This window comes from Promicromonospora soli, from assembly GCF_014653785.1.
In the GTDB taxonomy this organism is placed as follows: domain Bacteria; phylum Actinomycetota; class Actinomycetes; order Actinomycetales; family Cellulomonadaceae; genus Promicromonospora; species Promicromonospora soli.
The window spans coordinates 241,368-258,531 of sequence record NZ_BNAS01000005.1 but is presented as its reverse complement, the minus strand read 5'-3'; the positions used below and the strand labels follow the sequence as shown (position 1 = coordinate 258,531).

The 17,164-nt window shown below is 71.4% G+C and carries 11 protein-coding genes and 1 tRNA gene; 8 read left to right on the top strand and 4 right to left on the bottom strand.

The annotated features are described in order from the left end of the window. Positions 1–87 precede the first annotated feature (87 nt). Positions 88–1,242, bottom strand: coding sequence for a xylose isomerase (gene xylA, locus IE250_RS17350; protein WP_189670537.1), 1,155 nt, complete (start codon positions 1,240–1,242; stop codon positions 88–90). A gap of 89 nt (positions 1,243–1,331) precedes the next feature. Here xylA and IE250_RS17345 point away from each other — a divergent pair, with 89 nt between their 5' ends. Beyond that, on the top strand, positions 1,332–2,534 hold the full coding sequence (locus IE250_RS17345) for an ROK family transcriptional regulator (RefSeq protein WP_189670536.1): 1,203 nt from the start codon (positions 1,332–1,334) through the stop codon (positions 2,532–2,534). Between the two features lie 85 nt (positions 2,535–2,619). Here IE250_RS17345 and IE250_RS17340 read toward each other — a convergent pair. After that, a tRNA-Arg gene (locus IE250_RS17340) sits at positions 2,620–2,692 on the bottom strand. A gap of 243 nt (positions 2,693–2,935) precedes the next feature. Between IE250_RS17340 and IE250_RS17335 the strand changes: the two genes are divergently transcribed. The 5 genes from IE250_RS17335 to IE250_RS17315 all read left to right on the top strand — a co-directional run bounded on the left by IE250_RS17335 (position 2,936) and on the right by IE250_RS17315 (position 8,756). Then, a complete protein-coding gene (locus IE250_RS17335) occupies positions 2,936–4,708 on the top strand; it encodes an ABC transporter substrate-binding protein (RefSeq protein WP_189670535.1) in 1,773 nt (590 codons plus the stop codon). 1 nt (position 4,709) lies between these two features. Next, the gene (locus IE250_RS17330) at positions 4,710–5,705 is read left to right on the top strand and encodes an ABC transporter permease (RefSeq protein ID WP_189670534.1); all 996 of its coding nucleotides are present in this window, start codon (positions 4,710–4,712) and stop codon (positions 5,703–5,705) included. Between the two features lie 174 nt (positions 5,706–5,879). Continuing rightward, a complete protein-coding gene (locus tag IE250_RS17325) occupies positions 5,880–6,833 on the top strand; it encodes an ABC transporter permease (protein ID WP_229872550.1) in 954 nt (317 codons plus the stop codon). Position 6,834: 1 nt separating this feature from the next. Then, positions 6,835–7,785, top strand: a complete 951-nt coding sequence (locus IE250_RS17320) for an ABC transporter ATP-binding protein (RefSeq protein ID WP_189670533.1) — start codon at positions 6,835–6,837, stop codon at positions 7,783–7,785. Then, positions 7,785–8,756, top strand: coding sequence for an ABC transporter ATP-binding protein (locus IE250_RS17315; protein ID WP_189670532.1), 972 nt, complete (start codon positions 7,785–7,787; stop codon positions 8,754–8,756). The genes IE250_RS17320 and IE250_RS17315 overlap by 1 nt, the downstream gene beginning before the upstream one ends. 8 nt (positions 8,757–8,764) lie before the next feature. Here the strand turns inward: IE250_RS17315 and IE250_RS17310 are convergent, their stop codons facing one another. After that, positions 8,765–9,709 carry a L,D-transpeptidase gene (locus IE250_RS17310; RefSeq protein WP_189670531.1) on the bottom strand — a complete coding sequence of 315 codons (945 nt, stop codon included), beginning with the start codon at positions 9,707–9,709 and terminating at the stop codon, positions 8,765–8,767. A gap of 214 nt (positions 9,710–9,923) precedes the next feature. Here IE250_RS17310 and IE250_RS17305 point away from each other — a divergent pair, with 214 nt between their 5' ends. After that, positions 9,924–11,234 carry a winged helix-turn-helix domain-containing protein gene (locus IE250_RS17305; protein WP_189670530.1) on the top strand — a complete coding sequence of 437 codons (1,311 nt, stop codon included), beginning with the start codon at positions 9,924–9,926 and terminating at the stop codon, positions 11,232–11,234. A gap of 26 nt (positions 11,235–11,260) precedes the next feature. Here IE250_RS17305 and IE250_RS17300 read toward each other — a convergent pair whose 3' ends face one another. After that, positions 11,261–12,502: an MFS transporter gene (locus tag IE250_RS17300; RefSeq protein WP_189670529.1), complete on the bottom strand. Its 1,242-nt coding sequence runs from the start codon at positions 12,500–12,502 to the stop codon at positions 11,261–11,263. Between the two features lie 573 nt (positions 12,503–13,075). Here IE250_RS17300 and IE250_RS17295 point away from each other — a divergent pair. Then, positions 13,076–17,116: a PDDEXK-like endonuclease domain-containing protein gene (locus IE250_RS17295; RefSeq protein WP_189670528.1), complete on the top strand. Its 4,041-nt coding sequence runs from the start codon at positions 13,076–13,078 to the stop codon at positions 17,114–17,116. Positions 17,117–17,164 lie beyond the last annotated feature (48 nt).

Genomic DNA, 17,164 nt, shown 5'->3' with positions numbered 1-17,164 from the left:
TTCGTTGTGGGCGCGATCTTTGCGACTGCGCGTCCACTTTAGGCGCAATGATCACGCCCACAACCAACGGGGTGGAGGGTGGAGAGGTCAGCCGATCAGGTGCTTCAGCGCGAGCTGGTGCAGCTTGACCAGGCCGTAGTCCCTCTCGGCGAGGGCGTCGACGTCGGGGTCGGCCTCGGCGAGGAAGGAGTCGAAAGACTCGCCCTCGGCGAGGGTCGACTGGCCCAGCTCGAAGATCCCGGCGTGCTCGAACGCCGCCTGGACCTCGGCGTCGGCCCGGTAGGCCGCGGCCTTGGCCGCGAGCATCGAGTAGGTCTCCATGTTGGCCTTCGCCGACTCCCACACGCCGTCGAGGTACTCCGTGCGCGAGGGCTTGTAGTCGAAGTGGCGCGGGCCCTCGTAGCGCGGGCCGCCGTTCGGGAAGCCGTTCTCGAGCAGGTCGACCGTGAAGAACGCGGACAGCAGGTCGCCGTGACCGAACACGAGGTCCTGGTCGAACTTCGGGCCGTGCTGGCCGTTCAGGTCGATGTGGAACAGCTTGCCGACGTGCAGGGCCAGGGCGAGGCCGTGCGTGTAGTTCAGGCCGGCCATCTGCTCGTGGCCCGTCTCCGGGTTGAGGCCCACGATGTCGGCGTTGTCGAGCGAGTCGATCAGCGCGATGGCGTGGCCGATCGTCGGCAGGAAGATGTCGCCGCGGGGCTCGTTGGGCTTGGGCTCCAGCGCGATCCTGAGCCCGTAGCCCTTCTCCTTGATGTAGGCCGCAACGGTGTCGATGCCCTCCGCATAGCGGGCGTGCGCGGCGTTGAGGTCCTTCGAGTTGTCGTACTCGGTGCCCTCGCGGCCGCCCCACATGACGAACGTCGAGGCGCCCATGTCGGCGGCAAGGTCGACGTTGCGCAGCACCTTGCGCAGGCCGAAGCGGCGCACCTCGCGGCTGTTGGAGGTGAACGCGCCGTCCTTGAAGACGGGGTGCGTGAACGTGTTGGTGGTGACCATCTCGCAGACCATGCCGGTCTCGGCGACGGCCTTCTTCACGGATTCGATGTGCTTCTGGCGCTCGGCGTCGTCGGAGCCGAAGGGGTAGACGTCGTTGTCGTGGAACGTGAAGCCCCAGGCGCCGAGGTCCGCGAGCTTGCGGATCGAGTCGGCGGGGTCGAGGTCGGGGCGGGTCGCCGTGCCGAAGGGGTCGGCGGCGGGCCAGCCGACGGTCCACAGGCCGAACGAGTACTTGATGTCGCTCACGGGGTCTCCTCATCGAGGCGGCCCCGGCATGCGGCGCCGCATTTGTTGTACGAATGAACTATTACGTGAGCCTCGGCTACAGTCAAGGCGTGACCACCACCGGGACCGCGCGCGAGACCACCACACTGACTGGCCCCGGTGCGGCCCGTCAGCACACCTTGCGCGAGCGCAACCTGGAGCTGGTCGCGCGCGCGGTGTTCGAGGTGCCGGAACCACTCTCGCGCGCGGGCGTGGCCGCGGCGACCGGCCTGGCCAGGGCGACGGTGTCGACCCTGGTGGACCAGCTCGTGGCCGCCGGGCTCGTCCGCGAGCTGCCCGCCGTGACCGGCGGACGCGCCGGCCGGCCGGCCGTCCCGCTGGTCCCCGCGCCGCGATCCGTCGTCGGCCTCGGGCTCGAGGTGAACGTGGACTACCTGGGCGTGCGCGTGCTCGACCTCACGGGTGACGCCGTGGCGGAGCGCGTGGTCCCGGGCGCGTTCCACGACAGCGACCCGGCAGTGGTGCTGAGCCGGCTCGGTGACATCGCACGCGAGGTGTCCGACGGCGTCGCGGCGTCCGGCATGACCGTCGCCGGCGCGCGGCTCGCCCTTCCCGGCCTGGTCGACCCGCGCACCGCGCGCCTCGAGGTGGCGCCGAACCTGGGCTGGTCCTCGCTCGAGCCGGTCCCGCTGCTCGGGCTCGGGGCGCTCGACGTGCGCGTGGCCAACGAGGCCAAGCTCGCCGCGCTCGCGGAGCTGGCCGGCGGCTCCGACGTCGTGGCGCCCGACTCGTTCATCTTCGTGTCCGGCGACGTCGGCATCGGTGCGGCGATCGTCGTCGACCGCGAGCTCTTCCTGGGGGAGCGGGGGTGGAACGGCGAGATCGGGCACGTGGTGGTCGACCCCTCCGGGCCGCGCTGCTCGTGCGGCGCCTTCGGCTGCCTGGAGCAGTACGCGGGCAAAGAAGCGATGATGCGTGCGGCAGGCCTGCCGCCGGACGCCCCGCTGGGTTCGCTCGTCACCCTCCTGGCCGACGCCGACGCCGACCTGCCCGCCGGCCGCGCCCTCGGCTCGGCCCTCGCGGACTTCGTGAACCTGTTCGACGTCTCCACCATCGTGCTTGGGGGCGCGTACACCGAGCTGCTGCCCTGGCTCCGGGCCGACGTCGAGGCCGTGCTCGCCGACCGCGTGCTCGCGGCGCCGTTCGTGGACCTGCAGGTCAGGGCCGCGCAGGCCGGTCCGCAGGCGGCGCTGACGGGCGGGGCCCGCGAGGTGCTGCAGGTCGTGCTCGCGGACCCGGCGGCCTGGGTCTGATTTGTTGTGGGCGTGATCGTTGCGCCTACCTGCCCGGTTTAGGCGCAAAGATCGCGCCCACAACAAAGGGCCGCGGGCGGGGAGGTGCGCCTGGGCAGACTCGAACTGCCGACACCCGCTTTAGGAGAGCGGTGCTCTATCCACTGAGCTACAGGCGCTCGCCCCTCTCGTGGCCGGAGGGGCGAGTCCGGCGTCGGGCAAAGCCCGGACCGGCGCACACAGCCTAACGTCCGCGCAGCCCCGCACGCGAAGTCCTGGTCGCGACAGCGGTGTCACATTTCGGCAACATAGGTGACAAACCTTGACGCAAACCGCATTTTGAAAGAACGTTACACAGAACCCGGCGCGATGAAGCGCCGGGTCCGCACGACGGCCGTGCGGGTGCGACGAGAGGATCGATGATGTTCCTTCGACAGACCAAGTCACGGGGCGCGTCGGCCCTGGCGACAGCCGCGGTCGCGGGCTTGCTGCTCGCCGGCTGCTCCGGCGGTGGTGGGAGCGCACCCACACCTGCGGCCAACCCGTACGCGTCCGCCGAGGGCATGGAGTCGGCGACCGAGCTCGTGGGCGAGTACCCCCGCGAGGAGACGCTCTTCACGAGCGGCACCCAGTGGGGTCCGCCGTCGTCCTGGAATCCGATCCCCAGCTCGGGGCACGCGACCGGCGCGCGCGGACTGCTCTACGAGCCGCTGTTCCAGTTCGACCCGATCACCCTCGAGCTGACGCCGTGGCTCGCCGAGGGCGGCGAATGGACCGACGACGACACCTACGAGCTCACGCTCCGCGACGGCCTCATGTGGCAGGACGGCGAGACGCTCGACGCCGAGGACGTGGTCTTCACCGCCGAGCTCGGCAAGGTCCCCGCCGTGCCGTACAGCAACATCTGGACCTGGCTGGACAAGGTCGAGGCCACCGGCGACACGACCGTCGAGTTCACGTTCTCCGACCCCCGCTACCAGGAGTGGGACAACTGGCTCTACAGCACGATGGTGCTCCCCGAGCACATCATGGCGGACTGGTCGGAGGAGGATCTGCTGTCCAACCCGAACGAGAACCCGATCGGCTCTGGCGCGTTCAAGTTCTCCGCCGTCGGGCAGGACCGGATGGTCTGGGAGCGCAACGACGACTGGTGGGCCCGGAGCGAGCTCGGCCTCGAGATGCCGATGAAGTACATCGTCGACGTCGTGAACACCTCCAACGAGGTGGCGCTCGGCCTGATGCTGTCCGGCAGCCTCGACCTGAGCAACAACTTCCTGCCCGGCGTCAACACGCTCGTCGACCAGGGGTCGGTCAGTACCTATTACGACGGTGAGCCCTACATGCTGGCCGCGGCGTCGGCGAACCTGGTCCCGAACCAGACGCGCGCGCCGATGGACGACGTCGAGTTCCGGCAGGCCCTCGCGCGGTCGATCGACGTCGACAAGATCGTCGCGAACGCGTACGGCGGCCTCGTGTCGAAGGCGCACCCGTCGGGCCTGGTCCCGGCGTTCGAGGAATACTACGACGAGGAGGTCGTCGCCGAGCACGGCTTCACCTTCGACGCCGAGGAGGCCAAGTCGATCCTGGCCGACGCCGGCTACGAGGACACCGACGGCGACGGGTTCGTCGAGACGCCCGACGGCGAGCCGATCGACCTGAAGCTGATCGTGCCCGCGGGCTGGACCGACTGGATGGAGGCGGCGCGCGTGATCGCGGAGGACGCCTCCGCGGCCGGCATCAAGGTCACCGCCGACTTCCCCGACTCGGGCGCCGTGGACGACGCGCGGGCAACCGGCGACTTCGACCTGCTCATCAACGGCAACGTGGGTATCAGCAACACGCCGTGGAGCTACTACAACTTCGCGTTCTACCAGCCGATCCAGGAGCAGATGCTGGCGGGCAACTTCGGCCGGTACGAGAACGAGGAGTCCTGGGCGCTCGTCGAGGACCTGTCGCGAACCGAGAGCGGCACGCCCGAGTTCTCCGAGACCCTGTCGCAGGTCCAGGAGAAGTTCATGACCGAGCTGCCGATGATCCCGCTCTGGTACAACGGCGCGTGGGCCCAGTACAACGAGTCGCAGTGGACCAACTGGCCCAAGGAGGGCCGCGAGGACGCGTACTTCCCGGTGATGTGGAACGGGTACGTGCAGATGGGTGGCCTCAACACGCTGCTCGCCCTCGAGCCGGCGGGCTGAGATGCGCGGATATCTCGCCCGCAAGACCCTGGTCTACGGCGTGACCTTCGTCGTAGCGGTCACGCTGAACTGGCTGATCCCCCGGCTCATGCCGGGGGATCCGGTTCAGCGGATGGTGGCGCGCGCCGCCGTGCAGCACCCCGAGACGATCGCGTCCATGACCGAGTACTACGAGCGGACGTTCGGGCTCGACCTGCCGATCTGGCAGCAGTACCTGAACTACTGGGCGGCGCTGTTCCGCGGTGACCTGGGCACGAGCGTGTGGCTGTTCCCCACGCCCGTGAGCCAGGTGGTGCTCGACGCCGTCCCGTACACGCTCGGCATCATGATCCCCGCCATCCTGCTGAGCTTCGTGGTCGGCAACAGCGTGGGCGCGATGGCTGCGCGCAGCCGCTGGCTCGACAACGTGGCCCTGCCGGTCGGGTACCTCATCACCGCGATGCCGTACATGTGGCTGGCGATCCTGCTCGCGTGGGGCTTCGGCGTGGCGCTCGGGTGGTTCCCCGTGGCCGGCGGCTACGACTTCGGCCTGGTACCGCAGTGGTCGTGGTCCTTCGCGGGCGACCTGCTGCAGCACTGGGTGCTGCCGTTCCTGTCGCTGTTCCTCGTCTCGCTCGGCGGCTGGGCGATCGGCATGCGGAACCTGATCATCTACGAGCTCGAGTCGGACTACGCGAACTACCTCGCCGCACTCGGTGCGCCGCGGCGGCTCATCCGGCAGTACGCGTTCCGCAACGCGATGCTGCCGCAGATCACGGGCCTCGCGCTGCAGCTGGGCACCATCCTGGGCGGCGCCCTGGTGACCGAGATCGTGTTCGCGTATCCCGGCCTGGGCAAGCTCGTGCTGTCCGCCATCCAGAACCAGGACTTCTTCCTGCTGCAGGGCACGCTGCTGTTCGTGGTGATCGGCGTGCTCCTGGCGAACTTCGTGATCGACATCGTCTACGTGCTGGTGGACCCCCGCACGCGGACCGGACTGACGGGGGGCACCGCATGAGCCGGAGGTGCAGTGGAGGGTGGGGGCCGAGGTACGAGGCACCCGCCCGTAGCGGAGCCGCAGGCTCATGCGGGCGGAGAAGGGCATGAGCCGGAGGTGCAGTGGAGGGTGGGGGCCGAGGTACGAGGCACCCGCCCGTAGCGGAGCCGCAGGCTCATGCGGGAGGAGAAGGGCATGACAGCGACACAGCCGGTAGCTGGACCCGGGATCGAGGCGAGCGAACAGCCCGGCGTGACCGGGGCGACGTCGGGCGGCGTGATGGCGGGCGGCCGCAAACCGGGGGGAGACACACGCGAGACGTTGTACTTCGCGCTGCGCAACCCCAAGGTGGTGATCGGCGCCGTCGTGGTGCTGGGGTTCCTGCTCGTCGGCCTGATCGGCCCCGCGTTCCTGCGGTTCGCGCCGATGGACTACGCGGGGCCGCCCATGGCGCCGCCGTCGGCGGACTTCCCGTTCGGGACGACGACGTTCGGGCAGGACGTCTTCGCGCAGTTCGTCGCCGGTCTGCGGTCCACGTTCCTCGTGGGCCTGCTGGGCGGCGGGGTGTCCGCGGTGATCGGCATGGCGATCGGGTTCGTCGCGGGCTACCGCGGCGGCCTGATCGACGAGCTGCTGAACATGCTCACCAACGTGGTGCTCGTGATTCCCGGCTTCGTGGTGCTCATCATCATCAACGCCTACCTGGGCGTGCGGAGCGTCCCGATGCAGGCGCTGTACATCGGCGTGTTCAGCTGGCCCTGGGTGGCTCGCGCGGTGCGCGCGCAGACCCTGTCGCTGCGCACGCGGGACTTCATCGACCTGGCGAAGCTGTCCGGCGTGGGGGTCGGCACGATCCTGCGGCGCGAGGTCGCGCCCAACATGTACTCCTACCTCTTCATGACGTTCGTGCTGCTGTTCGGCGGGTCCATCCTCACGGCGGCGTCGCTCGACTTCATCGGGCTCGGGCCCACGAACGCGATGTCGCTCGGTCTGATGATGAACCAGGCTGTGCAGTGGAGCGCGCTCCATCTGGGGCTGTGGTGGTGGTTCATCCCGCCGGGCCTGGGGATCACTCTGATCGTGGGCTCGCTCTACATCATGAACGTCGGCCTCGACGAGGTCTTCAACCCCAAGCTGCGGGAGATGTGACATGGCCCTGGCTGTGAACGACCTCAAGGTCTGGTACCGGACCGTCCGCGGCGACGTCAAGGCTCTCGACGGCGTCACCTTCGAGGTGGCGGACGGCGAGATCATGGGCATCGCGGGCGAGTCCGGCTGCGGCAAGACAACCCTCGGCAAGGCCCTCATCCGGCTCGACACCCGCATGCGGCACGTGGGCGGGTCGGTGGTGCTGGACGACGTCGAGCTGCCTCTGGCCGACGACGGCGCCATGCGGCGCCACCGCTACCGCGAGGTGTCCCTCATCCCGCAGTACGCGATGTCCGCGATGAACCCGACCCGCAAGATCGGCCGGATGATCCGGGACCTGCTCTCCGCGCACAACGTCCGGTACGCGGACGTGCTGCCCGAGCTGGAACGTCGCCTCGAGCTCGTCGGGCTCGACGCCGAGGTGCTGGGGCGCTACCCGATCGAGCTGTCCGGCGGGATGAAGCAGCGTGTCGTGCTGGTGCTCTCGACGCTCCTGAACCCGTCGCTGCTGGTCGGCGACGAGGTGACCTCGGCGCTCGACGTGTCCTCCCAGAAGGCTGTCGCCCGGGCGCTCGTCGAGTTCCGCGACCACGGGTTCGTCCGGTCGATGATCGTCATCACGCACGACATCTCCGTGCTGTTCCAGGTCGCCGACACCATCCTCGTCATGTACGCCGGACACCTCGCCGAGAAGGCGCCGGCCAAGACGATCATCAGCCAGCCTCTGCACCCGTACACGAAGATGCTCATCGGGGCGCTGCCCAAGGTCGGCGACCGGTACGAGGAGCAGCAGCTCGAGGGCATCGAGGGGCGGCCGCCGTCGCTCCTCGAACCGCCCGCCGGCTGCCGGTTCCGCGACCGCTGCCCTCTGGTGCACGACAAGTGCGCCGAGGCCCCGCCCTTCCGGAAAGTGGCCGAGGGGCACCACGTCGCGTGCTGGGCGGTGAGCTGATGCTGACCCTCACCCAGCTCGACAAGGTCTACAAGACCGGCACCTTCGGCTCCTCCGACCTGCATGCCGTGCGCCAGGTCAGCCTCGACGTGCAGCGCGGCGAGGTGGTGTCGCTCATCGGGGAGTCCGGCAGCGGCAAGTCGACCATCGGCAAGATGGTGCTCCACCTGCTCGACTCAACGGGCGGCAGCATCACGTTCGACGGTCGCGACGTCACCAAGCTCGGCTTCCGGGCCCGCCGCGACTACTACCGCAAGGTCCAGGGCGTGTTCCAGGACCCGTTCAGCTCGTTCAACCCGATCTACAAGGTGGACCGGGCGTTCGAGACCCTGCGGCGGTCGTACTTCCCCCGGGTCTCCTCGGCGGACTGGAGGAAGCGGCTGGAGGACGCCCTGGGCGCCGTGACGCTCGAGCCCGACGACATCCTCGGCAAGTTCCCGCACCAGCTCTCCGGCGGGCAGCTGCAGCGGCTGCTCATCGCGCGCGCCCTGCTGCTCGACATCGAGCTGCTGGTCGCTGACGAGATCATCTCCATGCTCGACGCCTCGACCCGCATCGACGTGCTCAACCTGCTGGGCGAGCTCAAGGGCCGCGGCCTGGGCATCCTCTTCGTCACGCACGACCTCTCGCTCGGCAACTACGTCTCCGACCGGGTGGTCATCCTCTACAAGGGACGCGTGGTGGAGCGGGGCGACACGAGCGCCGTCTTCGACGACCCGCTGCACCCGTACACGCGGGACCTGCTCGCGTCCGTGCCGCACCTGGACCGGACGTGGGAGGAGGTCGAGGTGGAGGAGGCGGAGCGCACCGAGCGCCTCGCGGGGCGGTGCCTGTACCACGAGGCGGTCGCTGGGGATGGCGCGTCCGACGGCGGCGAGGTGCCGGACGGCGTCGGGCTGGTCGAGCACGCCCCCGGCCACTTCGTGGGCTGCTTCCGCAAGGCGGCAGAGGAGCCCTGCCCGGCCGCCTGACGACCGGGTCAGGCCTTGACCAGTACCGGGACGCCCGGGTCCAGGCCGGCGAGGTGCTCGAAGTCGGCGCTCGTGAGGCGGATACAGCCGTTGCTGACTGACAGGCCCTGGTCCACACCCACGTGGATCGCGGTGGCCGCGTAGTCCGTGCCGTAGAACCCGTCCAGCGACTCGCTCTGCAGCGACAGGAACACGGACAGCCCGGTGTTCACCGCCTCCGTGACCGTGAAGACCTGGGTGAGGCCCTTCGGCGTCGGCGTGGCGGGCGCACCCACGGCGGCGAGGAACTGCTCGCTGGTGCCATCGGCGCGCTTGATAGTCACCGTGCGGGCCGAGAGGTCGATCACCACCGACCGCCTCTCCTTCTTCAGGACGACGTCGTTCTTCTGCAGCCAGCCGGAGACGCCGTTGACCTTCTCGGGGTCGCGCGACGGGAGCGCGCCGCGCCCGTACGGGACGAGCACCTTGACCCACCCGGGGCGGCGCTCCAGCACGAGCCAGCGGGCGTCGGCGTCGTAGTAGGTGGACTCGAGGGCGAGCACCGGCGCCTTGGTCACGTCGGGGCGGGCCCAGGCCGGGATCCGGTCGGCCTTCGGCACGGCGACCGATCCGGGCAGGCCCTTGAGCGTGTCGACCTTGGCCACGGGCAGCGCGCGGGGCAGGAGCTCGTCGATATCAGGCCTGGGCAGGGCCGCCAACGAGAAGTCCGCGGGCTTCGGCTTCGGCTTCGGCGGGGTCGGGCTGGTCGACGGCGACGGCGACGGGCTCGGCGACGTGGCCACTATCGGAGCGGACGCGGGCTCGGCGTCCGGCGTCCGGCCGAACCACACGGCCGTCGCGACGAGTGCGACGAGTGCGATGGCCACGACGCCCGCGAGCCAGCCCCAGGCCCGCGCGCCCGGGCGGCGGCGCGGGGCCGGTCGTGCCGCGAACCCGCTCTGCATCTCCGACATGTATCCCCCTCCACGAGCGTGCGCCGGGTGCGGGCGCCGTGTCCATCGTGCCCTGGACGGATTCTCCGTGCAGTCGAGTTTTCGGTGCGGTGGAGCCACGGACGATACCCCGTTGTCACACATGTCCGATATCTTCATGCTCGCCCGAACCTCTGGGTACCCGAACTGTTGCCGACACCGTCGCTCGACAGCCCTCGACCAAGGAGAGATCACCGTGGCCCCCGCCGACCGGACGTTCCCCGTCACGACCGTCCCGACGCGCCGTTCGCGCAGCCTGGTCCTCAGCGGCGCGATATCCGTCGCCCTGATCTCGACCGGGTCCGCGTACCTGGCGATGGTCCAGTTCGGCGTCGACGTCCTGGCCATGAACCAGGGCACCGCCTACGCGACGGCCGGCGTCTTCGAGCTCTCCCTGGTCACGGTTGCCCTCCTGGCCCGCGAGGCCGCCCGGGACAACCGGCCCGGCGGAACCCTGCTCGCCCTGACCTGGGCGCTCTCGTCGGCCTCCGGCGTGTTCGCCGCCTGGCACGAGGCGTACATCGACCACCCGGTCGGCGCCGTCCTGTTCCGGTTCATCGTGCCCCTGCTCGCCGCGCTCATGTGGCACCTCGCCCTGATCGGCGACCGGCACCTGGCCACCGGCACGTCCTGGTCGGCGTTGCGGCAGTCCGCGCGCATGCACGCGCTCTTCCTCACGACCGAGGACCTGTTCCGGGCCCAGAGCCTGAACGACGGGTCGCGGGCCGCCCGACGTCGGCTCGCCCGCGCGGAGGCCGGGCGCCGCCGGGCGCGCTCGGTCGCGCTGCGCACCGTCCCGCCCACGGAGATGCGGGCGCAGGTGGCCGCCTGGTGCGAGGCGCTGGCCGCCGTCGGGGACGGCACCGCCGACGTCGCCCGTCTGCACGCCGCCGACCGCCAGCGGCTGACCGGCATCCTGATCGACGAGCCCGTGGACGGCCGGGCGTCGGGCCGGCAGTTCGAGGCCGAGGTCGGGGCGCCCGGGTACGAGAGCCGGGCCGCCGACGCGATCGCGGCCGAGTTCGGCGACGAGCTCCGCGCCGCGAGCGAGTCCCGCGGGGACGGCGTGTTCGACGGCGGTGTGTTCGACGGGGAAGCGTTCGGTCGGGAGGCGTACGACGAGGATCCGGAGAGCCGACCGGCGCGGCGCAGCGTCGCCCTCGACATGCCGCGGCAGGGAGTGAGCGAGCGCGCTCCGGGTCCGGAGACCGATCCGGCAGAGCAGCCCGTTGTCCAGACCCCCGTTGCCGAGGCGCCGGCCGCGGAGCCGGCCGAGGCGGCGGCCCGCGCCACGGCGAACGTCCGGGAGTCGATTCCCCGGCGGCGCACGCCGCGACGGAACACGCAGCTCGGCACGCAGGACGCCGAGCGCATGATCGACCTGCGGACCAAGGGTCGTACCTACCGGGAGATCGCCGAGGAGGTCGGCGTCAGCCAGTCAACGGTGGGCAAGCGCATGCGCGAGTTCACGGAGACGGGCTCGATCCCGATCGTCAAGGCCCGCTGACGTCTAGGCCGCCCGAAGTCGATGAGTCATTTCGGCGAGCCGGCGTGGGCGACGTTTCCCAGGGACTTCCAGACGAGCGCGAGCGTGATGCCGGCGCCCGCGCAGGCGAACCACCATGGGGCCACGAGGCCCCAGTACTCCGCGATGAGGCCGCCGATACCCTGCCCGACGACGAGGCCGCCGAACACGCAGATCATGTTGATGGACGCCACGCGGCCCTGGAACTCCTTGGGCACGGCACGCTGCCGGACCGTCGTGGACAACGTGCCCCAGACGAACGCGTAGACGCCGAACTCGAACATGATCGCTATGGCTACCCAGCCCGTCGTGGTCAGCGCGAACGCCCCGTGCGTGAGCACCTCCAGCGTCAGGCAGACGCGCATGAGCGTCGCCAGGTTCACGTGCCGCTCCAGCCAGCCGTACGAGAGCACGCCGACGACGCCGCCGACCGCGCTCGCAGTGGTCAGCAGGCCGTAGCCGACCTCGCTCATGTGCAGGTGGTCGAGCGAGTACTTCACCAGCACGCCCCACGGGGCGGCCCAGGTGATGTTGAAGACCAGGATGACGATGCTCAGGGTCCGCACGGGCGGGTGGTGCCACACCCAGCGCAGGCCCTCGGCGATGTCCTTGCGGACGTGGCTGTCGGCGTCGCGCACGTTGGTGAACGAGGTGCCGGGCGGGGCCGTGATCCGCGAGACCAGCACGACCGCCAGCGCCACGCAGACCACCTGCACCACGAACGGCCAGACCATCCCCGAGGCGAACAGGAGGGCCCCGAGCGGCGGGCCCAGCAGCTGGTTCGCTGCAAGGAACCCGCCCTGCATGCGCTGGTTGCCGGTGCCGAGGTCGGCGGGCTGGACGAGCGTCGGCAGGAGCGTCTGCTGGGTGGTGTCGGCGAAGACCTCGGCGGTGCCGTAGAGGAACATCGCGGCGAGCACCATGACGATGCTCACCGTCCCCGTCGCGATGAAGACGCACAGGATGGTGATGACCAGCGCCCGGGTCGCATTGGCGACGATGACGACGAAGCGGCGGTCCAGCCGGTCGGCCAGCGCGCCGGCCCAGAGGCCGAACAGGAGCCATGGCAGGCGCTGGAGCATCGCGGCGAGCGCGACGAGGAAGGCGCTCTCGGTCTGCGACGCGACCAGCAGGGGACCGGCGGCGAGCGCGATGCCGTCCCCGATGTTGCTGGTCCAGGACGCCGACACGAGCCAGCGGAACGACCGGCCGAGCCGGCGGGGGAAGACTGCCTCGACGAGTGCGCTCACAAACGTTCGAGTTTAGGTGTGGCGTCCAGGCTTTTTTGTCACGGCACGGTGGGTCCGCCGCAGGGGGTGATTTTGGCGACGCCGGAAGCGGGCTGAGCGCCTCCCGGGCGGTGTCGGCCGGCGCGCGGGCCCATAGCGGCGGAATGGCGGAATGTCGCCGTTGTGAGGCCGCCCAGCAGGGTGAAACTGGTGCTCAGACAACGTTTTAGCGACCCATGTCCCGGCACTTGGACGATCGTCCGAGTCGGTGTTGACGTCTGCGGAGAACGGGTGCAGACTCTCACAAGACGGTGCGCATCGCCCGCCCCCTGCGCGGTGCGCACTGTCATACCCCGTCGGACCTCGGTCCGTCTGCTGAGCCCCTTCGGACCCCCTGCCGAAGGGGCTTTGGCATGCTCCGACGAAGACCGGCCCGGACCGTCAGACCCGCAGGCCACTCTGCCTTCGCCGCCTGAGCCTGCGGTTCAGGCGGGTGACCTGCGGGTCTGACACGCCCGGGGGTTCTGACGCTCCGGCGTGTCGCGCGGCGTGGCGTCCGGCTCTTGCGGACGCCGCGCAGTTAGCGTGCTGGTTGTGAACGCTGCACGCCGCCAGACCGCAGCCGCCCCCGGGATCTCGGCCCACTCGTCCGAGGAGAACTCGGCCGCGCTGAAGGACGAGAACAAGGAACCGGCCGCCGAGCCGGCCGCGTCGAGGGAATCCACACTGGACACTGCCCGGGACCCCATGACCGAGTCGGTCGCGCGCTGGCGCGCCGGGCTGGTCCGGCTTGCAGGGGGATCGTCCCTGGCCGACGTCGGGCTGCTGGGCGAAGCCGTGATCGACCTGTCGGCGGCGCACCCCTCGGGCGTCGCCCAGCTCTTCACCGGCCGCCCCACCCGCCTGTCCAACCTCGTGCGCGAGGCCGGCGCGCTGCCCGCCGCCCGCCGTCGGGCGCGGGCCGTCGCCGCGCGCTCCGCCGAGCACGCGCAGCGCTACGGGGTGTCGCCCACGTACCTCGCGATCGGCGTCGCCACCTGGACCGAACGGCCCGCCACCGGCGGAGACTCGAACGACATGGAGGCCATCACCCGGGTGCTCGGCCCGGCGAGCGTGGCCCATGCGCCGGTGCCGGGCGGCGATTCCGCCGACAGCCCCGCCGACGCCCCGGCACTCACCGGATCCGTCCCGATCGTGACGCTGGCCGTGCCCGGGGCGAGCGGGGGGTCGGCGCCGGACGCCGAGGAGGAGCAGGCGCCGCGCGTGGTGCGGGCGCCCGTGCTGCTGCGGCCCGTCATGCTCACGCCGCGCAGCGACGGCGAGGGCGACTACGACATCACGCTCGACCCCACCGCCGAGATCAACCCGGTGGTGGCGCGGACTCTGCGCGCACACGGCGCGCTGCTGGACCCGGCCGCGCTCGCGAAGGCGACGTTCACGCTCGCCGGCTTCAACCCGACGGACGTGCTGGAGCGGGTGGCGAGCCTCGGCTCGGCAGTGCTGGGCGAGTTCCAGCTCGACCGGCGGGTGCTGGTCGGCACGTTCGTGCACCCCGGGCAGGTGCTCGTGGACGACCTCGACGAGCTCGCCCCGACCCTGGGGCAGCACGAGGTGGTCGCGGCGCTCGCCGGTGTGGACGAGTCGGTGCGGCGGCTGGGCAAGCTGGAGCTTCCGGCGCCCCGCGTGGGCGACGCCGACCCGGCGCACGAGCGCGGCGTCGGCGACCTGGACCCGCACCAGCGGCATGTCGTGGACGCCCTCGCGACGGGCAGCCACCTGTTCGTGGACGCGCCGGTGGGGTCCGACGCCGCGGGCACGCTGGCCGCCGTCGTCGCCGAGGCGAACGCGAGCGGCAGGTCCGTGCTGTACGTGCCGGGGCACCGCCGGGCAGCGGACGCGCTCGCAGCGCGCCTCACGTCGCTCGGCCTGGACGGGCTTCTGCTCGATATCGCGCCGGTCCCGACCTGGCGTGCCTCGACGTCGCGCCGGCTCCTGGAGGCGATGACGCCCGCGCAGGAGCGCATCGACGCCCACGAGGTGGCACGCGTGCGAGACGCCCTGATCGGGTCGCGGGCGCAGCTCGCGGGCTACATCGAGGCGCTGCACCGGGTGCGCGAACCGTGGCGGGTCTCCGCGTACGACGCGCTGCAGGCGCTGGCCCGGCTCACGTCCGAGCGGCCGGCCCCGGCGACGCGGGTGCGGCTCGGGCCGGAGTCGGTGCTCGCCCTCGGCACGGAGCGCCGCGCCGAGCTCGCTGCCGACCTCGAACGGGCGGCCGAGCTCGGGGCGTTCACGCTGAGGTCGGCGTCGAGCCCGTGGTTCGGCGCGCACATCCTGACCGACGACGACGCCCGCTCCGCCCTCGCCCGCGTCAACCGCCTGGCTGAGCAGACGCTGCCCGAGCTGCGCAAGCAGATCGAGTACGTGTCGCGGGTGACCGGCCTGGTCGAGGCGTCGACGGCTCGGCAGTGGGGCGAGCAGCTCGCGATGCTCGGCGGCATGCGGGGCACCCTCGACGTGTTCCAGCCGATGGTCTTCGAGCGCACCGCCGCCGACATGGTGCAGGCCACGGCGACGCGGCGGACGCGCGCCGAGCAGGGTGTCGAGATGGGCTGGCTCGCGCGGCGTCGGCTGAAGCGGCGCGCCCGCGAGATGGTGCGGCCGGGGGTTCGCGTGCCGGACATGCACGCGGCGCTCGTCGAGGTGCAGCGGCAGCGTGAGGTCTGGCAGGCGCAGTGCCCGCGCGGGGGCTGGCCCACGCTCCCCGAGGGACTGGCCGGCGTCGAGGAGACCTACGAGGCGGTACGCATCGACCTCGAGGCGCTCGAGCCCGTGCTGCGCTCCTCGCACGCCGGCGGCGGGCTGCTCGACCTCGACCTGTTCGCCCTGGTCCAGCGGCTCGCCTCCCTCTCGGAGACGGAGGAGGCCCTGGCCCAGCTCCCCGAGCGGACAGCGGTGCTGCGGCGCGTACGCAAGGCGGGGCTCGACGAGCTGGTCGACGACCTCGGTGAGCGCCGGGTCGAGGCCGGCCTCGTGGGGCCCGAGCTGGAGCTGTCGTGGTGGTCGTCGGTGTTCGAGCAGATCTTGGCCACCGAGCCGGACCTCGCCGGACAGGACGGCGCCGGGCTGGACGCCCTGGCGGGGCGGTTCCGCGAGCTCGACCGCCGGCACGTCGAGTCCCTGTCCGCACCTGTGCGGTCCGCGGTGCGCGAGCACCTCGGCGCGGCGATGCGCGACGAGCGGGAGGACGCCGAGGCGCTCTACGCCAAGCTGGTCGAGGGCGGCCTGAGCTCGATGCGCGACCTCGTGGCGGGGCACGGCTCGACCGTGCGGCGGCTGCGGCCCACGTGGGTGTCGACGCCGACGATGGTGCCTCACCTGCTGCCGGCCGAGCGCAGCGCCGACCTGGTGATCCTCGACGCGGTGCAGCATGTGCCGGTCGAGGTCGTCGTCCCCGCGCTGGCCCGCGGCCGGCAGATCGTCGTGGTCGGTGACCCGCGGTCGGCGTCGGGCACCGCGGTGCGCGACCTGGCGCGGCTGCTGCCGCGCGTAACGCTGCAGCCGGAACCCGCGCGGCGGGATCCGCAGCTGACGGGCCTGCTGGCCGAGCACGGTTACGAGGGGATCATGCGCCCCGCGCCCCTGCCGCGCACCGAGGCCCTGGTGCACCTCTCGCTCGTGGACGGGACCGGCATGCCCGACCCCGCCTCCGGCACCGTCGAGTCGACGCGGGCCGAGGTGGAGCGGGTGGTCGACCTCGCCATCGAGCACGCGATGACCCGGCCCGAGGAGACCTTCGGCATCGTCACCGTCACCGGCGCACACGCCGACCGCATCCGCGAGCGCTTGCTCGCCGAGGTGCGGGCCAACCCGGCGCTGGCGCCGTTCTTCGCGGGCTCGCGGCCGGAACCGGTGGTGGTCGCCGACGTCACGGGCGTCGCCGGGCTGGCGCGCGACACGATCGTGCTGACCCTCGGTTTCGGGCGGACGCCGCACGGCCGCGTGCTGCACCGGTTCGGCGTGCTCGGCGACGGCGGCGGCGACGCGATGCTGCTCGGCGCGCTGGGGGCGGCGCGCAAGCGGCTGCACGTGGTGTCGTGCTTCCCGGCGTCGGACCTCGATCCCGAGCGACTGCGCGGGCCGGGGCCGCGGATGCTGGCGCGGGTGCTGTCCTTCGCCGAGGAGCGTTCGGGGCTCGCGGACCAGGTGGAGATCGGCAACGGCGTGGACGTGGCGCGGTCGGTCGACCGCCTGGTCGTGGACCTGGGGGAGCGGCTGTGGCGCTCCGGCTTCGTGGTCGAGACCGACTACGGGCTCCCCGGTGGCGACCGGATCCCGCTCGCCGTGGGTCACCCCGATCTGCCGGGCGAGCTCCTGGTCGCCGTCCTGACCGACGACGCCGCGTACGTGGCCGAACCCTCCATCCGCGTGCGCGACCGGCAGCTCGCGGAGCGGCTCGAACGGCTCGGCTGGGTCGTGGCACAGGTGTGGTCCGCCGCCGCGTTCCTCGACCCCGACGCCGAGGCCGACCGGGTGCGCCGCGTGGTGCTGTCCGTGCGGGACGCCCGGGTGGGGCTTGCCGGAGGGGTGGCGCCGGCGGCGGACCTCGTGGTCCCGCAGGTGCTGGACGACTGAGCCTCAGCGTCCGCTGCCAGTTCGGTCGGTTGCCTCGAGATCGGTCAA

What these genes read in the sequence shown, in the direction of transcription:
- IE250_RS17320 (WP_189670533.1), top strand. Translation starts at nt 6,835, where the DNA reads ATGGCCCTGGCTGTGAACGACCTCAAGGTCTGGTACCGGACCGTCCGC.
- IE250_RS17330 (WP_189670534.1), top strand. Translation starts at nt 4,710, where the DNA reads ATGCGCGGATATCTCGCCCGCAAGACCCTGGTCTACGGCGTGACCTTC.
- IE250_RS17325 (WP_229872550.1), top strand. Translation starts at nt 5,880, where the DNA reads ATGACAGCGACACAGCCGGTAGCTGGACCCGGGATCGAGGCGAGCGAA.
- IE250_RS17310 (WP_189670531.1), bottom strand. Translation starts at nt 9,709, where the DNA reads ATGTCGGAGATGCAGAGCGGGTTCGCGGCACGACCGGCCCCGCGCCGC.
- IE250_RS17335 (WP_189670535.1), top strand. Translation starts at nt 2,936, where the DNA reads ATGTTCCTTCGACAGACCAAGTCACGGGGCGCGTCGGCCCTGGCGACA.
- IE250_RS17315 (WP_189670532.1), top strand. Translation starts at nt 7,785, where the DNA reads ATGCTGACCCTCACCCAGCTCGACAAGGTCTACAAGACCGGCACCTTC.